This window comes from Halomonas sp. SS10-MC5, assembly GCF_015992245.1.
Lineage (GTDB): Bacteria > Pseudomonadota > Gammaproteobacteria > Pseudomonadales > Halomonadaceae > Halomonas > Halomonas sulfidoxydans.
The window spans coordinates 1,765,526-1,784,266 of record NZ_CP065435.1 but is presented as its reverse complement, the minus strand read 5'-3'; the positions used below and the strand labels follow the sequence as shown (position 1 = coordinate 1,784,266).

The following is an 18,741-nucleotide window of genomic DNA, read 5'->3' as shown; positions in this document are numbered from 1 at the left end:
GTCCGGCACCGGGTCGGTTCAGTCACGCCCCAGGCGCAACGCCACGAACAGGGAGCGCCCTTCGCGATACAGGCGCACGGGTACGGCGCGGTCGGTGGGCAGGTTCGCAGCCAGTTCGCGCAGCTGCTCGGCGCTCTCCACGACGTGGTGGTCGAGGCTGACGATCACGTCGCCCGGCAGGATGCCGGCCTCGGCCGCCGCCCCGCGGGGGTCGACGTCACGCACCAGCACACCGCTGTCGATCCCGAGGCGCTGACGCTCGGCCTCATCGAGCTCGGCCACGGCGATGCCCAGCCGCGCCTGGGCATCCGACCCACCGCCGCTCGCCTGCTCGGACTGCTCGCTGTCGGGCCAGTCGCCGATGGTCACCGCGATCTCCTGGCGCTCCCCGTCGCGTAGGATGGTCAGCTCGGCTTCATTGCCCGGCGTCACCCGACCGATCAGGCGCGGCAGGTTGCGCGAGCGTTCGACCTCCTCCCCGTCGACTTCCAGCACGATGTCGCCCGCCTGCAGGCCCGCCTGTGCCGCCGGCCCCGCGGGGTCGAGATCGGCAATCAGGGCGCCGCTGGGGCTGTCCATGCCGAACGACTCGGCCAGGTCGCGAGACACCGGCTGGATCATCACCCCGAGCCAGCCACGATGCACGCGGCCGTCGTCGCGAATCTGGCTGGCCACGTCCATGGCCACGTTGATGGGAATGGCGAAAGACAGCCCCATGAAGCCGCCGCTGCGGGTAAAGATCTGCGAGTTGATCCCCACCACTTCACCATCCAGGTTGAACAACGGCCCGCCCGAGTTGCCGGGGTTGATCGCCACGTCGGTCTGGATGAAGGGTACGTAGGCATCACGCGGCAGCGTGCGGTTGATCGCACTGACGATGCCGGCGGTCACCGAATGGTCGAAGCCGAAGGGAGAGCCGATGGCGGCTACCCACTCCCCCACACGAAGCTCGTCGGAATCGCCCATGTTCAGCGTCGGCAGATCCGAGGCGTCCACCTTGAGCAGGGCGACGTCCGTCTGGGTATCGGCCCCGACCAGTTCGGCTTGCAGCTCTCGACGGTCGTTGAGGCGCACGAGGATCTCGTCGGCTCCCTCGACCACGTGGGCATTGGTCAGGATGTAGCCATCTTCACTGATGACGAAGCCGGACCCCAGCGACTGCCGCTCACCGCCCCGCCCAGGGCCACCGCCTCCGGGCGGCATCGGGAAGCGGTCGCCGAAGAAGTGGCGGAAGATCTCGGGTATCTCCTGGCCGCCGAACCCCTCGAAGCCCTGCGAACGATCCGGCATGGCCCGGGTGGTCGAGATATTGACCACCCCGGGAGCAGCCTGCTCGACCAGCTCGGTGAAGTCGGGCAGGTCACGGGCGAAGGCAGACTGCCACGACAGCAGCACGGCCAACAGCAGCGCCCAGAGAGAGAACTGTCGCGTCAACGGTTTCATATGAGCTCCTGCATCAGCTTAACGTCGTTTCAAGCGGTAACTAGGGAGCCACGCGTCGCTTTTCAAGGTGGCTCGTGCTTGTTGGTGGCCAAGGATTCACGACGAATTGCACGTGACGGGGGCAATCACTCCGGCGACTCGCGCCAGGCCAGATTCTCCGCCACCTGCACGAGTACCCGTGGGGGCAGCTCGCCCATGACGACGACCTGGTGGGGCCGCTCGTCAGCCACCACGTGGCGCACCACGGCGAGTGAGATCCCCAGGCGATGCAGCCCGGGGATGAGCCGCTCGTGCCCTTCCTCGATCGGTTCGACGAACAGGCTGAGCGTCGAGAGGCCATCGCTGTAGATGCGATGTCCCACCGGCCGCTCTCGATCCTGCGGCTCCGCCTCGCTGCCGATCGGCTGGTCGACGAAGCCGTCGGGCAGCCAGGTGGGAAACCAGGACTGCCGAGGTGGCTCGCGGTAGTCTTCCAGTATCACCCCGCCCTCGTGCAAGCGTGGCGACTGTAGTTCGGTAAACTGGAATGTCTCGACGACTCGCCCACGGTCGTCGATGAGTTCACGCTTCAGCGGTAGCGACGTCTGGGCGTCGAGCCACAGACGCTGGCCGAAGCGCATCCCGTCGAGCGGCTCGATGTCCAGGCGTACGGCACCACGGTTGGCGATGCGTTCGTCATTGCCCAGGGAGAGCCGGTAGTACTGGTCCACATGGCGCGCGATACCCGCCGGGGAAGCCGGCGCACTCTCATCGGCGCTTGACCAGTTCATGCGGCTGATGTGGCCGCTGCGTTCGAAGAACACTGGCGGTCCGTCGAGAAAACGCGCCACTTCTCGCTCGACCCCGTCCTGGATGTCTCGCGAGAGTGCCAGGGTACGCACCCCATCGATACCGATGCGCACGGCGCGTGCCTGGAACACGAGGCAATGGTTGGCCCACAGGCTGCGCTCGAACCACTCCAGCGGCGTCTCGGGCGGCTCCCAGTCGGCCAACTGACGGCAGTCGAACCGCCCGGCGTCGGCCTGCCCTGCCGGGGCTTCGGCAACGACAGGCGACAGATGGGTCAGAAGCGCAGCGCTGCTGAGGAGAGCCAGGCGCCTTGCGATACGCCTGCCTGCCATCAGCGCTGCCCCAGTGTCTCGTTACCCGAGCCACGCAGCAGAGGCATCCACACATCGCCGCTGCGATAGGTCGCGCCTTCGGCGTGGCGATCGAGATAGGACTGCAGCAGGCGCGCCTGCTCCTGGTCGGTGCGCTGCGACTGGCGGGGATTGGGCGTCATGAACAGAGGGGAATCGAAGCTGGCTCCCACCGGCATCAGGCCGGACTGCCCGCCCGAGGCCGCCGGAGAGAAGAACGGCATGCCCACGGGGGTCGCCTGGCCGCCGCTTCCCGCCTGGGCGGCAAGGTTGCGCGGCGCCTGGGTGGCAGCGGAGCGTGCCTCGCTGCCCGCCAGTTGGGCATCGCCACCGCTCGTGGTGAAATCGCTGCCTTGGTAGAACTGCACCCCGCTGATCACCATCAGCGTGACGGCGGCGGCAATTCCCGCACTGCGGGCAAGGGGGTAGGAGCGGCGCGGTGCGATGCGCGGCGTCTCCATGGTGGGCGCCGGTTCGGCTTCCAGCCTGGCCATGATTCCGGCCGACAGGTCCGTGCTGACATCGATGTCATGATCCCGCCGCAGCAGGCTGCGCATCAGGTGATAGCGCCGCCATGCCTCCGCCGCATCCGGCTCGCTCTCGAGCGTCTTCAGCACTCGGCGCAGCTCGAGATCATCACCTTCGCTGTCCATCAGGGCAGAAAGCGATTCCCGTGCATTCTGACTCATTCCTCACACCCCCACATCGACAAGGCACCCTGCCTTGCTATCAATGATTCCCGGCATTCCCGACCGCACCCAACCGGAATGCCGACAGCCCATGTTGCCGCTGTCATACAGCAGTCAATGCTTCAGACGTCATCGACGCGAGACAGTTCAGCGTCGAAGCAAAAACAGTATCGAAAACTTCATTCCGTGATCGATTCCCGCGTACGCGATGTGGTCACCAGCGGCTGGATGTGCTGGTCCACTGCCTCGCGGGCACGAAAGATTCGCGACCGCACCGTGCCCACCGGGCACTGCATGATATTGGCAATATCCTCATACGAGAGCCCGTCGAGTTCACGCAGGGTGATCGCCGTGCGCAGATCGTCGGGTAGGTTCTCGATCGCCTCGAACACGGCCGTTTCGAGCTGGTCCCGGGCCAGCGACGACTCCGGCGTCTCGATGTCCGACAGGCGTCCGGTATGGTCGAGGATCTCGGCGTCGACGATGTCGAGATCGCTGCCGGGCGGCCGCCGCCCCTTCGACACCAGATGGTTCTTCGCCGTGTTGATGGCGATGCGGTACATCCAGGTATAGAAGGCGCTCTCGGCGCGAAACTTGCCAAGCGCCCGGTAGGCCTTGATGAAGGCCTCCTGGGCCACGTCCTGCACCTCGGCGTGGTCCTGGATATAGCGTCCGATCAACCCGATGATCTTGTGCTGGTACTTCTTGACCAGCAGGTCGAAGGCTCGCGTATCGCCTTTTTGTGCACGCTCAACGAGCTGTTGATCGGTTTCCCGGTTACCCATTCACGCTCCCCCAGGCAGGGGAGGAACCCCGAAGCGGGATGAGCGACGAATTCGTCGTTAGGTAGTCTGCATGCATGGTATCAACCTGGAGCCCGTTGGCCGCTGTAAGTCCCTGGACGTCATCGCCCGTTTCGACAAGTGTTCCTGTTTCTTGGCCGCGCATCAAGCCGGCCGCCATGCCGCCGGCGCTGTGACAACCAGGGGGCCGCCGGGTTCCGTTGCGATTGCGGATTTCTTCCTCGGCGGGTGTATAGTAGTTCATCCTCTTGCCATCAACGCACCACGACACAGGTAGCAACATGTCAGATCAGCAGGTCAGCAACCTCAACGTCCTGTCCCAGGACGTACTGATCACCCCCGAAGCCCTCAAGAACGAAATCCCCCTCGGCGACGTCGCCGAGAGAACGGTGATCGAGGGCCGCCGGACCATCCAGAACATTCTCGACGGCAGCGACCCGCGCCTGCTGGTGGTGATCGGCCCCTGCTCGATCCACGACGTCGATGCCGCCCTGGACTATGCGCGCCGCCTGCGTCGCCTGGCCGACGAGGTGAAGGACAGCCTCTATATCGTGATGCGCGTCTACTTCGAGAAGCCCCGCACCACGGTCGGCTGGAAGGGGCTGATCAACGACCCGCATCTCAACGGCTCGTTCGAGATCGAGGAGGGTCTGCACATTGCCCGCAAGCTGCTGGTCGAACTCTCCGAGCTCGGCCTGCCGCTGGCCACCGAGGCCCTGGACCCGATCTCGCCGCAGTACCTGCAGGACTGCATCAGCTGGTCGGCGATCGGCGCCCGCACCACCGAATCCCAGACCCACCGCGAGATGTCTTCCGGCCTCTCCAGCCCGGTGGGCTTCAAGAACGGTACCGACGGCAGCCTCGACGTGGCGATCAACGCGCTGCAGTCGGTGTCGCACCCGCACAATTTCCTCGGCATCAACCAGAGCGGGCAGGTGGCGATCATCCGCACCCGCGGCAACGCCTACGCCCACGTGGTGCTGCGCGGCGGCAACGGCAAGCCCAACTACGACAGCGTCAGCGTGGCACTGGCCGAGCAGGAGCTGAAGAAGGCCGAGATCAAGCCCAACATCATGATCGACTGCTCCCACGCCAATTCCAACAAGGATCCGGCGCTGCAACCGCTGGTGCTGGAGAACGTCACCAACCAGATCCTCGAGGGCAATACCTCCATCATGGGGCTGATGGTCGAATCCAACCTCGGCTGGGGCAGCCAGAAGATCCTCGACGATCATAGCCAGATGCAGTACGGCGTCTCCATTACCGACGCCTGCATCGACTGGGCCACCACCGAGGAGACCCTGACCCGCATGGCCCGGAAGCTCACCCCGGTACTGGCCGAACGACGCCGAAGCTAACGTCGACTGCGCTCCATCAGAGGCCCGCACATGCGGGCCTTTTGCTGGCAGCGCAGTACATCTAGACGCCATCGATCTCTCTCATGAACGGCGGCAGCGCATCGAGCAATGCCTGGCCATAGCGCCGGGTCAGCACGCGACGGTCGAGCAACGTGATGCGCCCCTGATCGGCCTCCTTGCGAATCAGTCGGCCGCAGGCCTGCACCAGCTTGATCGAGGCATCGGGCACGCTGATGCGCATGAAGGGGTTGCCGCCCCGGCTCTCGATCCACTCGGCCAGGGTCGCCCCCACCGGATCGTCGGGCACGGCGAACGGCAGCCGGGTGATCACCACGTGGGTCAGGTAGTCGCCGGGCAGGTCGATGCCCTCGGCAAAGCTGGCCAGGCCGAAGATCACGCTGCCCTCCCCGGCATCCACCCTCGCCCGATGGCGTTCGATCAGCTCGCGCTTGGGCAGCCGGTCCTGGGCCAGCACCCGCTCGCGCCACTTCGCCGGCAGCACCTTTTCCACCGCACGCAGCTGCGCCCGCGACGAGAACAACATCAGCACCGCCTCCTTCTCGCCGAGCCCGCTGACGAAATCGACGATGGCCCGCTCGTGGGCGTCGCGGTCGCCGGGGTCCACGGCCTCGCGCGGCACGCTGAGCACCGCGCGGGAGTAGTCGAAGGGGCTCGGCAGGCGCTGGTAGCGGTAGCGATTGGCCAGCCCGGCGCGTTCCTGCAGGCGCTCGAAGCGACCAAGCGCCGTGAGCGTGGCCGAGGTCACCACGGCACCGAAGCAGCTGCCCCACAGGCTCCTGGCCAGGGTCGGTGCCGCCGACACGGGGCTCGCCGAGAAGACCAGTTCGGGATCGCTGCCGAAACGCTCCAGCGTCAGCCAGCGCGCTCTCGGCGCCTCGCCTTCCATGTCGGTTTCAGCGTAGGCCTCCCACAGCCCATGCGCCTCCAGCGCACGGCCATGCAACAGCGCCAGCAGCGGCAGCCACGCTTCGGCCTGCTCACGCGGCAGCCCGGTGTGCTTGTCGGGATCGAGGCTCTCGCGCAGGATGTCGCTCATGGTTTCGAGCGTGCGCGAAAGCTCGGCGAAGCCCACCAGCAGGTTGCCCGCATGCTGATGCAGGGCCTCGGGAACGCGCCCCATCTCGAAGCGGTACTGGTGACTCTCCTCGCCCTCTTCCAGCCCATGCTGGCGTCCGGCCAGCTGGTGGCCGAGTGAAAAGGCCTCGCCCAGGCGCGGCTCCAGCGCGGCGATGGCCTCCGGCAGGCCGGCCAGCAGCCGCGCCAGGGTCGGCTGTATCGCCAGCGCCTGGTGGAGCTCGGTCAGCGACTTCTTCAGGTTGCCCAGCCAGCGCAGGGTGCCGTTGATACCCACCCGGTGGGCAAAGTGATTCAACGCCTTGTCCGGCAGATGGTGGCCCTCGTCGAAGACGTAGATGCAGTCGCCGGGGGGCGGCAGCACTACGCCGCCACCCAGCGACAGGTCGGCCAGCACCAGGTCGTGGTTGGCGACGATGATGTCGGCGCTTTCCAGGTCACGCCGGGCACGAAAGAAGGCACAGGCGCCGAAATGGCCGCAGCGGCGGTTGGTGCACTGGCGGTGATCGATGGTCAGGCGCCGCCAGTCGGGGTCTTCGATGGCTTCCGGCCAGCTCTCGCGATCCCCTTCCCAGCGGCCGCTGCCGTAGGCGTCGGCCATTTCCTGCACCAGCGCCTGGAAATGATCGCCGGCGCCCTGGGCCAGGCTCTGCTCGAACAGCGACAGGGTGGGGTTGTCCTCGACGCCGTCCAGCGCCTGCTCCAGGCGGGTCAGGCAGACGTAGCGTCCGCGCCCCTTGGCCAGGGCGTAGTCGAAGTCGAGGCCGCTATGGGCCTTGAGGGTGGGCAGGTCCTGCAGCAGCACCTGCTCCTGCAAGGCGATGGTGGCGGTGGCCACCACCAGGCGCTTGCCCCTGGCCTTGGCCACCGGCAGCGCCGCCAGCAGGTAGGCCAGAGTCTTGCCGGTGCCGGTGCCCGCCTCGAGCACGCAGACGTGCTCGTCGGAGAGCCGCCGGCCGGCATCGTCGGCCTCGATGGCGCTGAGCGTGCGGGCGATCTCGGCGATCATCAGCCGCTGGCCGTAGCGTGGCGTCAGCCCCTGGGCCTCCAGCACGCGGCGGTAGGCGCCCTGTATCTCGCCCTTGAGGACGTCATCCAGCATGAGCGCTCCCTTTCGAGGCCGAAGGGACTTGCCCGGCATGTGCGAGGCCGGGGACAGGTCGAACAGGAGGTCTTTTGCCATGGATGGCAAAAGTAGCGCCCAGGGATGGGTTCACAGCGCCTCCTCGAAGACCTTGTCGACGGCCTCCCCGCCACGGCGGTACTGGCCAGGCAAGCACATCAGCGCTCAACTCAGCGAAACACGATGGTTTAAAGCAGCCCCTCGGGCGGATGCTCGCAGGGCAGCTTGTCCTGGATATAGCGCTCGATCTCGGGCAGCGAGAAGGCGTCCTCCTCGCCGACGAAGCTGATCGACACCCCGGTGGCCCCGGCACGGCCGGTACGGCCGATACGGTGAACGTAGTCCTCCGGATCCTCGGGCAGGGTGTAGTTGATCACGTGGCTGACATCCTCGATATGGATGCCACGGCCGGCCACGTCGGTGGCCACCAGCACCTGCACCTCACCCTCGCGGAAACGCTCCAGGGTCTTGATGCGCTGATTCTGCGGCACGTCGCCGGAGAGCATCGCCACGTTGACGTCGGCCTTCTTGAGCAGACCTTCGAGCTTGCGCACCAGGTCGCGGCGGTTGCCGAACACCATCACCCGGTCGAAGCTCTCCTGCTTGAGCAGGTTGATCAGCAGCTTCGGCTTGTCGTCATCGCTGACCATGTAGACGCGCTGATCGATGTTGGCCTTGTTGTCGACCGTGACCTCGATCTCGACGTGGGCCGGCTGATGCGTCCACTGGCTGGCCAGGTTGAGGATGTCCTGGGAAAAGGTGGCCGAGAACAGGAAGGTCTGGCGCTCCTCCTTCTTCGGGGTATGGCGAATGATGCGCTTGACGTCGGGGATGAAGCCCATCGACAGCATGCGATCGGCCTCGTCGAGCACCAGGATCTCGACCTGGGTCAGGTCGACGTCGCGCTTCTCGTGGAAGTCGAGCAGGCGCCCGGGCGTGGCCACCAGAATGTCGAGCTTCTTGCCCAGGTGTTCGCGCTGCTTCTGGTAGTCCATGCCACCGACGACGCTGGCCACATTGAGCTCGGTGAAGCGCGCCAGGGCCTTGGCGTCCTTCTCGATCTGCAGCGCCAGCTCTCGGGTCGGGGCGACGATCAGCGCGCGCGGGGCACCGGGCTTCTGCCCGTCCGGCACCTCCTCCTCGAGGAAGTAGGCCAGGATCGAGATCAGGAAGGCGGCGGTCTTGCCGGTGCCGGTCTGGGCCTTGCCGACCACGTCACCACCCAGCAGGGTGTGGGTCAGCGCCTCGGCCTGGATCGGCGTGCAGTACTCGAAACCCAGCGCATGAATGGCACGCATCAGCGGCAGGGGCAGATCGAAGTCGTGAAAGCGCCACTTGCCCGCCACGGCAGGCACCTGAAACTGGCGCAGATCCCAGTTCGACTGGCGGCGGCGCGGCTTGCGACGACGACGCTTGGGCTTGCGGTTCTCGGCCGGGGCTGTGGTCTGTTCCGACTCGCTCATAGGCTGTATGTCTTGTCCGTAGCAATGGATGAACTTTGTACAGCCGCATATTGTACCAGCCTATGGCGTCGAGGGCGCGCCTCTTGCATTGGACTGGTAGAATGGCGCTTTGCTGCCACAAGACACCCATTGGAGCCAGGCCCGATGACACGCCGCAAGAAGACTCGCTCGCTGGCCGACAAGGTGACCATCCGCACCGGCAAGCGCAAGGACTACAAGAAGTGGCGCCACGAGAACCCTGACCAGGTAACCTCGTCGCGCCGCTTCACCCAGAAGAAGCGCCAGCAGCGCAAGCTGCAGGCAGCGCGCAAGCTGGCCCGCCAGGAACAGGGCGCCAGCATCGCCATCCATCCCGAAAGTACATCGACATCCAGCGAGGAGCGTGACGAGTGATACGCCTGGTCTCGTTCAACATCAATGGGCTGCGCGCCCGCATGCACCAGCTCGAGGCGCTGATCGCCACCCACCAGCCGCTGGTGATCGGGCTGCAGGAAACCAAGGTCCACGACGACGAGTTTCCCCGCGAGGCGGTCGAGGCCATGGGCTACCACGTTCACTTTCACGGCCAGAAGGGTCACTACGGCGTCGCGCTGATGTGTCACAAGGCGCTCTGCCCCAGCGGCCCGGAGGAGGTCTTCTTCGGCCTGCCCGGCGACGGCGAGGAGTCCCAGCGCCGCCTGATCGGGGCCCGGCTGCGCACCGCCGATGGCGAGACGCTGACCGTGTGGAACGGCTACTTTCCCCAGGGCGAGAACGTCGCCCACCCGACCAAGTTTCCCAACAAGCGCGAGTTCTACGCCCAGTTGATCCAACTGCTGCGCGAACGGCACCGCCCCGACGAGCGGCTGGCGGTGATGGGGGATTTCAACATTTCCCCCGAGGACATCGACATCGGCATCGGCGAGGACAACCGCAAGCGCTGGCTGCGCGAAGGCAAGACCAGCTTCCAGCCCATCGAACGGGAGTGGCTCGGCACGCTCAAGGCGTGGGGGCTTACCGACAGCTATCGCGTGCGCCACCCCCAGGCGGATGACCGCTTCAGCTGGTTCGACTACCGCTCCCGCGGTTTCGAACGCGAACCCCGGCGCGGGCTGCGCATCGACTACATCCTGGTCACCGATCCCCTGGCCAAGCAGGTGCGCGACGCGGGCATCGACTACGACCTGCGCGGCATGGAACGGCCTTCGGATCACGCCCCGGTGTGGACCGACTTCGACATCTGAAGTCCTGATATCTCGCCCCGCAAGGGAAGCTTCTCCCTAGCGGGTCGAGAGCCAGCGCGGGTCAATCTCTTCTCCACGACGCTGCGCCTGCTGCATGGCCTGCCGGGCCAGCTCGGGCCGCCCCCAGGCGTGCGCCAGCAGGCCCAGGCGCCGCCAGTCCTGGCCTTCTCCACTGCGCCGCGCCAGCACGTGCCAGGCCTCGAGCGCGCGCTCGCGATCGCGGGCCGCTTCCCAGGCGCGAGCCAACAGACGCCGATTGTCCTGGGTGTCGGGCAGTGCCCCATCCTCCAGCGCCACCTGCAGGTATTCCGCGGCCCGGGCGGGCGTGCCGGCGGCCAGGTGCAGCTCGATGCGCTGGCGTAGATCGTCCTCCCCTGCCAGCACCCCGAACCGCCAGCCGGCCTCCCAGATCGCCGCGGCCCGTTGCGCGTCGCCCAGCCCCTGGGCCAATGCCGCCGCCCGGCGCCATGCGGCGGGCTCGGCCTGCGCGTTCAGCGAAGTTTCCAGGCTTTCCAGCGCCTGCTCGCCGCGCCCGGCACGCTGGAACACGGTAGCCGCCAGCGCCTGGCGGCGCTCGCCCGGGGTCGGGTCGGCGGCCAGGGCGCGCTCGACCCACGACGCCGCTTCCTCCCAGCGCTCGAGCTCCGCCAAGGCACGCGCCAGGCGCCAACGGTCGTCGGGGCTGCCGTCATGTCGCTGATGCCAGTCGAGCCACAGCGTTACTGCCTCTTCCGTCTGGCCGGCCGCCAAGCGCAGCCGGGCCTCTTCCTGCAGCCAGCGGTCACGCTGCGCCTGCGGTGCCTCCTGGGTGCGGCGCGCCTGGCGCAGTTGCTCGGCGGCTGCTTCGTGCTGCCCTACTCCGGCCGCGGCACCCGCGGCCAGTTGACGATACAGGGCGCCGGCCCAACGGTCGGCGGCATTGCCACCTTCGAAGCGCTGCGCCTGGGCACGAGCACGCTCGGCCACCCGCTCGTGTTCGCCTTGCCGTAGCGCCTGCTGGAGCCCCTCCAGGTCGGCGATGATATCGCCGGAGAGCGCCGGCGCCTGGGCCGCTGCTATCGGCGCGACCAACAGCCCCGCACCAATGACGAGACCACAAACCAGGAGATTTCGTAAGGCACGCATCGCCATGGCTCACCTCAACTGAAATTCGAGGCGCTGCCGCGCACGCCGCACGCCGCTGGCCGGCTCGAACTGCCAGCGCGCCACGGCCTGCTCGGCGGCCGAATCGAAGACGTTTCGTGGCTGCGACTCGACCACACGGATGGATGAGCGATCGACGCTGCCGTCGGGACGAATCAGGAACTGCAGCTCCACGTGCCCTTCCAGGCCGCGCCGCTGTGCACGCAGGGGGTACTCCGGCGGTACGCGATTGGTCGGGGCGATCTGGCCGACATCCACCGGCCCCTGCTCGGCGGGAGCCGCCTGTTCGGCTGCCGACTCCGGCGTGGCGCTCGGCGCCGCCGGTGACGGGCTCGGCTCGGGCGCTGGTTCCGGCTCGGGTTCGGGCCGGGGCTCCGGAGCGGGCTGCGGCGGCGGCTCCGGCCGGACCTCACTGAGTTCGGGCAGGCTGGTGTCGAGCTCAGGCGTTTCCACCGGCTCGGGCGGCAGCTCCGGCTCGGGCATGGCGATACGGCTCTCCAGCGGGGGCAGCGGCTCCGGCCGAGGCGGCGGGGTCGCTTCGGCCTGGGGAGGCGGCGGTTCGGCGCTGGGTTCCGCCACCTCCTCTTCCACGACCTCGGGCGCCTCGACCATGCTCATCGTCAGACTCTCGTCGATGACGTCGAACTCCTCCTCGGGCGGCGCCACCAGCAGGGCCAGCAGCCAGAACAGCAGCAGGGCGAGAGCCACCCCGCCCAGCGAGGAAAAAGGAATGCGCGTCACGACCGGCTCCGGCTCGCGGCCACCGCCACCTGCTCCACGCCGGCCTCGCGGATGCGATCCATCACTTCGATCAGCAGGCCGGTCGTCGAGTCGCGGTCGGCCTGGATCACCACCGAGCCGTCGTCGCTGACCAGCCCGGCCACCTCGCCACCAACGCGATGCAGATCCACCGCGCGACCGTCGACCCACACCGCCCCCTCGGGCGTGATGGCAACCATCACCTGGGCATCGGGCCGCGGGGAAGCGGCGCTGGATTCGGGTCGCTCGATCTCCACCCCGCTCTCCTTGATGAAGCTGGTGGTGACGATGAAGAAGATCAGCATGATGAAGACGACGTCCAGCATCGGCGTCAGGTTGACTTCGCTGGCCTCGCCGTCATCGGCGCCAAGGCGGCGTCTACGCATCGGTATCCTCCACGGCACGGGCCAGGCGGTCGTGCAGCCGCTGGTCCTCGCGACGAATGATCTGCTCGAGGCGGCTGGTGAACAACAGCCCCACCACCGCCACCGCCATGCCGGTCAGGGTCGGCAGGGTAGCCCGGGCTACGCCATCGGCCATGGCGCGGGCCTGGCTGGTATCGGTCATCGCCAGGCTGTCGAACACGGCGATCATGCCGGTCACCGTGCCCAGCAGCCCCAGCAGCGGGCACAGCGCCACCAGCAGCCTGAGCCACGGCAGCGGCCGGCGCAGCCGCCCGATCAGCTCCCGCGCCCAGGCTTCGCGCAGCGTGAGCGCGCTCCAGCTCAAGTGATCCTGGCGCGCCGCCCAGCGAGCGATCAGGGCACGCCGCGCGTGGCGGTAGGTGATGCGGAAATACCACACCCGCTCCAGCGCCAGGCTGAACAGCAGCATGGCGACCAGCGCGATCACCACCAGGACCGAGCCGCCCGCCTCGACCAGGCGCTGCAGCGGCTCAAGCCAGAGCGGGATCACGGCGGGCACTCCCGGTGATGCTGTCGGGCCCATGCGGGCGCTGCTCGAGCTGCTCGGCCAGGGCGGCGCTGGCCTGTCCCTCCACCAGCCCCGCCAGGCGACGGCTGCGACCCGCCAGCGCCGTATGCGCGAACAGCAGCGGCACGGCGGTGATCAGGCCCAGCACGGTCGTCACCAGCGCCTGACTGATGCCGCCGGCCATCAGCTGCGGATCGCCGGTGCCGAATACGGTGATCGCCTGGAAGGTCACGATCATTCCGGTGACGGTGCCCAGCAGCCCCAGCAGCGGCGCCACGGCGGCCAGCAGCTTGACGATCGGCTGGCCGCGCTCGAGGCGCGGTAGCTCGGCCAGCACCGCTTCGTCGAGGCGGGCCTCCAGCGCTTCCGGCACCGGGTCGTCCCTCAGCGCCCCGAAGCGCAGCAGCACGCGGCCGAGCGGGTTGTCCTCGCGCAGGGCGTCGAGATCGCGCAGCTGGCGACGCATGGCCAGGGTCACCTTGAGCAGGTAGGCATACTGCAGCAGCGCCACCAGCAGGCCGATGGCGCCCAGGCCGACCACCACGTAGCCCACGGCACCGCCATGGTGGAAACGCTCGGGCAGGCTGGGACGCTGCGCCAGGGCCGCCATCACCTCACCACGGGTCGGGTCCAGTGTCAGCTCCCGCGACTCACCGGCATGGAAGGCCGCGAGGCTGTCGACCACTTCGGGCGGCGTGCGCTCGACCACGGACAGCCCCTCGCCATCGGCACCCCGGCGTAGCAGGTGGCTGTCGGTGAAGGCGGCGAAATCGCCCAGACGCACGACTTCACGGGGGGCAACTTCCCCACCGGCATCCGCTACCGGGGCTTCGAAGCGGATCACGCGGCCGGTGTCGACGGTCAGTCCGATCAGGCTGTCGGCGAAGGCTTCGAGATGCTCGAGTTCGAGCACCTCGGCATCATCGAGGCGGGGCGGCAACTCGGCACCGCCGACGAGCAGCCAGCTGTCCGCCAGACCGTCGCGCAGCTCGCCGCTATGCCGCTTCAGCGACGCCAGGATCGCCTCGAGTTCGTCGCCCTGCTCGTTCTGGCGCGCCTCGATGGCTTCGGCTCGTTCATCCAGCTCGCGTGCCCTCTGCTGCAGTTTTGCGTGACGCGCCTCGGCCTCGGCATGCGAGGCGCGCGCCTCTTCCAGGGCCGCCTCGAGCGCCTCGCGATCCTCGACCAGCTCGGCCAGGCGCGCGCGGTCACGGCCCTCGGCGGCTTCGCGCTCGGCACGCAGGCTTTCGAGCGGTTCCGTTTGGGCTTGCACCTGAGTCAGGCCAGTGCTCAGCCAGAGCGCTGCCAGCAGGCCCGCGGCAACACGTGTCACTGTCATGTGTCGTCCTCCACTGACTCGAGCGGCTGCGACAGCGGCACGCTGAGCAGTTCCGGTGCGCGGCGGTCGCGCGCGATGCGTAGCCCGTTGCGAACTTCGCGCCGCTGTGTCTCGTCCAGCGCCGCCCAGCTGCCCGCATCGGCCTGCCAGGCTCGTCCGGCGCGGCCGTCCGGCGTCAGATAGTAGAAGCCCACGCGACCCAGGCGCAGGTAGTCCACCTCGCGACGCGACTCCCCATCGCCGAGGTAACCGCGCCAGGCATCGACCTTGCGACCGTACTCCAGCTCGGCGCGCCAGGCTTCGACGATCCGCTCCCAGCGCTCGGCGGCGGACAGCTCACCGATCCGTGAACGCAGGCTGGCGACGCGTGCCAGGCGCTCCTCGCGCAGGAAGGGCATATCGCTCTCGATCCACCGCTCGAGCCGATCGACCATCCGAGCCTGGAGTGCCGGCAAGGCGTCGCGGGTCTCCTCCAGGGTATCCAGAGCCTGCTCACGCCGGCGCAGGGACTCCGCCTGGCGCTCGATCCGCGGGGCGAGTTCGGCGTTCTCGCGTGCCAGCCGCCGTTCGGCGCGCTCCAGCTCGCGCAGCTCCTCGAGCATGGCCCGCGATGCGTCATCGGCGGCGTCGATACGCGCCTGCAACTCGGCCTGGCTGCGCTGGGCCTGCCTGGCCTCTTCGCGAACAGCGGGGTCGGCGCTGGCTGCGGTGACAAGACCCAGCCAGAGCAAACACAGAAGGCAGGGTTGACGAAACGATCTCACTGGCTAACTCCCCAGACGTGTAACGGCGAATGGTCGCCATGGTTGGGCGGTGTCCGATGATGCCACTAATGATAATTGTTATCAATCCACTCACCCCGGCTCCCTCGGCCCATTCGGCCCTCTGTTACGGCCAAACCGGCTTAGGAATTGCGTAATGAAAGGTACGCTTTTCTTCATTAAGCGAAACGAAACGAAACGCTACAGTACCCTCGTCCTGCCCGTTAGAACGACCCCAGGGACGACAGTGGGCAACTGACTGCCCGACCATGCGACGCGCCCCCCCGGCGCCCGTATGGGCACTGTTTCTGCCGCAGCCGACAACCTGCCCGCCCCCGGCGGCCTGCTTTTCACTCTTCAGGCGGTAGCTCCATGCGTCCCTTCATCGATGCCTCTCTCAGCAGCCAATGGAATGGCGGCTTCGTGATGGAGATTTTCCTCTCCAACCAGGGAACCCAATCGATCGTCGACTATCGGGTCGAATTCACACTGGACGGCACCATCACCGATATCTGGGATGGCGTGGTCGAGGCACACAGCGGCGATCGCTATACCATCGTCGACGACGACACCGACAACGACATCGCCCCGGGCGAGACGGTGCGCTTCAAGGTCAAGGTACTGACCGAAAGCGGACGGATGCCCTTCGAACTGACGGTCAATGGCACCACTCCCGAATTCTCACCCGAAGCGCAGACGCTGCTGCTCGCCGAGACCGTCGAGACCCAGTCGGTCGCCAGCCCGTTCGACGACAACGGCCAGGCCATCGTCGGCCCCGATACCACTGCCGCTGAGTTGCAGGCACTGATCGACGACGCCCCGGAGGGGGCCACACTGCATCTGGCGGCCGGTGACTATCGCTTCGATGCCATGATCGCCATCTCTCGCTCCGACATCAGCATCGTGGGAGCCGGGCGCGGCGAGACGCGCATCACCTTCACCGACGAAGCCCTCGCCGCGGGCGACTCGCATGCCTTCCTGGTGGAGAGCAAGGCGACTCAGTTTGCCGGCTATCTCCAGCAGAATGCCGCGTTGGGCGACGACACTCTGTCGCTCAAGACCGACCATGGCTTGCAGGCCGGCGATACCGTACGCATCTGGCAGGACAACACGGAAGAGTACTTCGCCGAGATCGGCGATACCTCCTGGCAGAAACTGAATGCTCCGTTGCGCACCAGCATGGCCAAGGTGGTCTCGGTGGACGGCGGCACGGTGATGCTCGACCGAGGCGTCCACTTCGATTTCGACGGCGGCGCGGCCAAGATACAGCGTTACGATGCGCTGGAGAACGTGACCCTGCGGGGCTTCACGCTGGGATACGAGCTGGGTACGCCCGACAAGGCATCGTTCAGCAACACACTCCCGGATCTGGCCGGCTACCAGGCGATCAAGTTGAACGGTACGGTGGCTGCCCACCTCAGCGACATCGAAGTGGTCAATGGCCCCTCTACCGCCTTCGAGTTCGCCCTCTCCCTCGACCTGCATGCCGACTCGCTCGGTGCGCACGGCGCCTTCAACAAGGGCAGCGGGGGCAATGGCTATGCCTTCGAGCTGCGCGAGAGCTACGATGGCACCCTGAGCAACCTCGAGGACTCGGGCATGCGTCATAGCGTGCTGTTCGCCTCGTGGCGCTCCTCGGTGGGCAACGACATTCACGTAACGTCCACGGATCGCGACATCAATTTCCACGGCGGCCAGGACCATGGCAATAGCGTGCATGTCGAGCGCTCCCTCCGCGACGCCGATTCCGACGGGCTCTCGCCCGTCGTGTGGTACAACGACGGCGGCGAGACGTTCGGTGCCATCACCGAGGCCGGTGCCAACCAGATCACGTTCGACTATGTGATCGGCTCGCGCCGTGACGACACCATCCAGGGAACCGACAACGGCGTCTATCTCGACGGCGCCCTGGGTCACGATACGCTGATCGGCGGCGCCGGAAACGACATCCTGCGTGGCGGCCGGGGCAACGATGTTCTCGACGGCGGCGCCGGTATCGACACCGCCCACATGGAGCAGAACCACGACGCCTATACCGTTCGCTTCGACGACGACGGCAGCATTCACATGGCGGGTGGCAGCGAAGACACCGATACGCTGGTCGGCATCGAAAGGGTGCTGTTCGCCGATGGCATCATGCTCGATGTCGCCACCCGCACCCTCTCCCAGGGAGAGGTACCGAGCGCTCCTACGCCGGAGGAGATCCTCGCCGGGGCGGAAGAAGACATGAGCGACATCGCCGTGTCATCTCCGATTTCGGACGTCCTCGAGTCGGGGGCGGAAATTGCCGATGAGACGGTAACCGCACCCACTATCACTGCCAGCGACATGGAAGTGGGACTGAGTGTGGTCAGCCGCTGGACCAGCGGCTATGTGATGCGCGTGGAGATCGCCAACCACTCGGCCAGCGATGTCGCCAGACCCGAGATCTCCTTCACGCTACCCGCGGAGATCACCACCTTCTACGGCGCCACCCTGCTAGCGCGTGACGGCGATACGTACCGGATCGCCTACGATGGCAGTGATACGCTCAAGGCGGACGGTGTCATGCGCTTCTCCTTCAAGGCCTATGCGCCGGTCAGCGAGGCGCCGACCTCGCTGACCCTGAACGGTACCGACCTGACCCTCCACCCAGAGGACCTGGTTGCCGGCGAGGCGGCAGATCCCGTGCTGCTCGACGCACTCGCCCCTGCCCCCACCGCGGCGGATTTCCTGGTGCTCACCAGCCAAGTCACCAAGACCTGGTCGGGCGGCTACATGAGCGAGGTGCTGGTCACCAACACCTCGGACGTCGTCATCGAGCAGCCGTCGGTGAGCTTCCACCTCCCCGGGACCATTACCGACATGTGGAACGGAGAATATACGGCCACTGAGGAAGGCTATGTGGTGAACGCTCTCAATGGCGGCACGGTGCTGGATCCCGGCGAGACATGGCGCGTCTCCTACAAGGTGCGCGATGACAGCCAGGCCCTGCCCGAAAACCTCAACGCCGAGGGCGAGCTGGTTGGCATACCCACCGTGGAGGACGATGGCCTCATCGGCGGCGAAAGCGACGACGTCCTTCTGGGCACGGCGGCCAGCGATACCCTCTACGGTGGCCTGGGTGCCGACAGCCTGACCGGCGGCGAGGGGGGCGATCGCTTCGTCTACCTCTCGACCTACGAGTCCACGCCCTTCGACAGCGATATCATCGTCGACTTCGACCGCGGTGAAGGCGACCTGATCGACCTCTCGGGCATCGATGCGGATCTGGCCAGCGAAGGCGAGCAGGCGTTTGCCTGGGTCGGCAACGCCGCCTTCAGCGGCACGGCAGGCGAGCTGCGCAACGAAGGCGGATTGGTACAGGGCGACGTCAACGGCGACGGCGTCGTCGACCTGCAGATCAACGTGCTGGGCGTCGACGGCCTGCGCACCGAGGATTTCCTGCTCTAGTCAGGGCTGCTGTCGTGACCACGCCCGGCCATGTGCCG

General features: G+C 67.0%; 16 protein-coding genes. 4 read left to right on the top strand and 12 right to left on the bottom strand.

Annotated features, from left to right (window positions below):
• Positions 1-18: 18 nt before the first annotated feature.
• The 4 genes from I4484_RS08425 to rpoE form a co-directional block, all read right to left on the bottom strand.
• A complete protein-coding gene (locus I4484_RS08425; protein WP_197450506.1) occupies positions 19-1,443 on the bottom strand; it encodes a DegQ family serine endoprotease in 1,425 nt (474 codons plus the stop codon).
• Between the two features lie 125 nt (positions 1,444-1,568).
• Positions 1,569-2,564, bottom strand: coding sequence for a MucB/RseB C-terminal domain-containing protein (locus I4484_RS08420; RefSeq protein WP_197450505.1), 996 nt, complete (start codon positions 2,562-2,564; stop codon positions 1,569-1,571).
• Entirely contained in the window at positions 2,564-3,271 is a 708-nt protein-coding gene (locus I4484_RS08415; RefSeq protein ID WP_197450504.1) for a sigma-E factor negative regulatory protein, read from the bottom strand. Before I4484_RS08415 ends, I4484_RS08420 begins: the two co-directional genes overlap by 1 nt.
• Positions 3,272-3,450: 179 nt before the next feature.
• The gene (rpoE, locus tag I4484_RS08410; protein ID WP_197450503.1) at positions 3,451-4,056 is read right to left on the bottom strand and encodes an RNA polymerase sigma factor RpoE; all 606 of its coding nucleotides are present in this window, start codon (positions 4,054-4,056) and stop codon (positions 3,451-3,453) included.
• A gap of 299 nt (positions 4,057-4,355) precedes the next feature.
• Between rpoE and I4484_RS08405 the strand changes: the two genes are divergently transcribed.
• A complete protein-coding gene (locus tag I4484_RS08405) occupies positions 4,356-5,432 on the top strand; it encodes a 3-deoxy-7-phosphoheptulonate synthase (RefSeq protein WP_197450502.1) in 1,077 nt (358 codons plus the stop codon).
• Between the two features lie 61 nt (positions 5,433-5,493).
• Here I4484_RS08405 and dinG read toward each other — a convergent pair whose 3' ends face one another.
• Together dinG and rhlB are read right to left on the bottom strand one after the other, a co-directional pair.
• Positions 5,494-7,629: an ATP-dependent DNA helicase DinG gene (gene dinG, locus I4484_RS08400; RefSeq protein ID WP_197450501.1), complete on the bottom strand. Its 2,136-nt coding sequence runs from the start codon at positions 7,627-7,629 to the stop codon at positions 5,494-5,496.
• Positions 7,630-7,838: 209 nt separating this feature from the next.
• Complete coding sequence (gene rhlB, locus I4484_RS08395; protein ID WP_197450500.1) at positions 7,839-9,113, bottom strand: ATP-dependent RNA helicase RhlB; 1,275 nt, start codon at positions 9,111-9,113, stop codon at positions 7,839-7,841.
• A 144-nt stretch (positions 9,114-9,257) separates the two neighbouring features.
• On the opposite strand from rhlB, the gene I4484_RS08390 reads away from it, so the two are divergent.
• Entirely contained in the window at positions 9,258-9,506 is a 249-nt protein-coding gene (locus I4484_RS08390) for a hypothetical protein (RefSeq protein WP_197450499.1), read from the top strand.
• A complete protein-coding gene (gene xthA, locus I4484_RS08385; RefSeq protein ID WP_197450972.1) occupies positions 9,506-10,336 on the top strand; it encodes an exodeoxyribonuclease III in 831 nt (276 codons plus the stop codon). Before I4484_RS08390 ends, xthA begins: the two co-directional genes overlap by 1 nt.
• Positions 10,337-10,372: 36 nt before the next feature.
• Here xthA and I4484_RS08380 read toward each other — a convergent pair whose 3' ends face one another.
• From I4484_RS08380 to I4484_RS08355, 6 genes are read right to left on the bottom strand one after another with little or no spacing between them, the layout of a single operon-like run.
• The gene (locus I4484_RS08380; protein ID WP_197450498.1) at positions 10,373-11,461 is read right to left on the bottom strand and encodes a hypothetical protein; all 1,089 of its coding nucleotides are present in this window, start codon (positions 11,459-11,461) and stop codon (positions 10,373-10,375) included.
• Between the two features lie 9 nt (positions 11,462-11,470).
• Positions 11,471-12,220, bottom strand: coding sequence for an energy transducer TonB (locus I4484_RS08375; RefSeq protein WP_197450497.1), 750 nt, complete (start codon positions 12,218-12,220; stop codon positions 11,471-11,473).
• Positions 12,217-12,624: a biopolymer transporter ExbD gene (locus tag I4484_RS08370; RefSeq protein WP_197450496.1), complete on the bottom strand. Its 408-nt coding sequence runs from the start codon at positions 12,622-12,624 to the stop codon at positions 12,217-12,219. Before I4484_RS08370 ends, I4484_RS08375 begins: the two co-directional genes overlap by 4 nt.
• Positions 12,617-13,150, bottom strand: coding sequence for a MotA/TolQ/ExbB proton channel family protein (locus I4484_RS08365; RefSeq protein WP_234283548.1), 534 nt, complete (start codon positions 13,148-13,150; stop codon positions 12,617-12,619). The genes I4484_RS08370 and I4484_RS08365 overlap by 8 nt, the downstream gene beginning before the upstream one ends.
• Positions 13,134-14,510, bottom strand: a complete 1,377-nt coding sequence (locus tag I4484_RS08360) for a MotA/TolQ/ExbB proton channel family protein (protein WP_197450494.1) — start codon at positions 14,508-14,510, stop codon at positions 13,134-13,136. Before I4484_RS08360 ends, I4484_RS08365 begins: the two co-directional genes overlap by 17 nt.
• Positions 14,507-15,274, bottom strand: coding sequence for a DUF3450 domain-containing protein (locus I4484_RS08355; RefSeq protein WP_234283512.1), 768 nt, complete (start codon positions 15,272-15,274; stop codon positions 14,507-14,509). The genes I4484_RS08360 and I4484_RS08355 overlap by 4 nt, the downstream gene beginning before the upstream one ends.
• A 369-nt stretch (positions 15,275-15,643) precedes the next feature.
• Between I4484_RS08355 and I4484_RS08350 the strand changes: the two genes are divergently transcribed.
• On the top strand, positions 15,644-18,703 hold the full coding sequence (locus I4484_RS08350; RefSeq protein WP_197450493.1) for a cellulose binding domain-containing protein: 3,060 nt from the start codon (positions 15,644-15,646) through the stop codon (positions 18,701-18,703).
• The last annotated feature ends 38 nt before the right edge of the window (positions 18,704-18,741 follow it).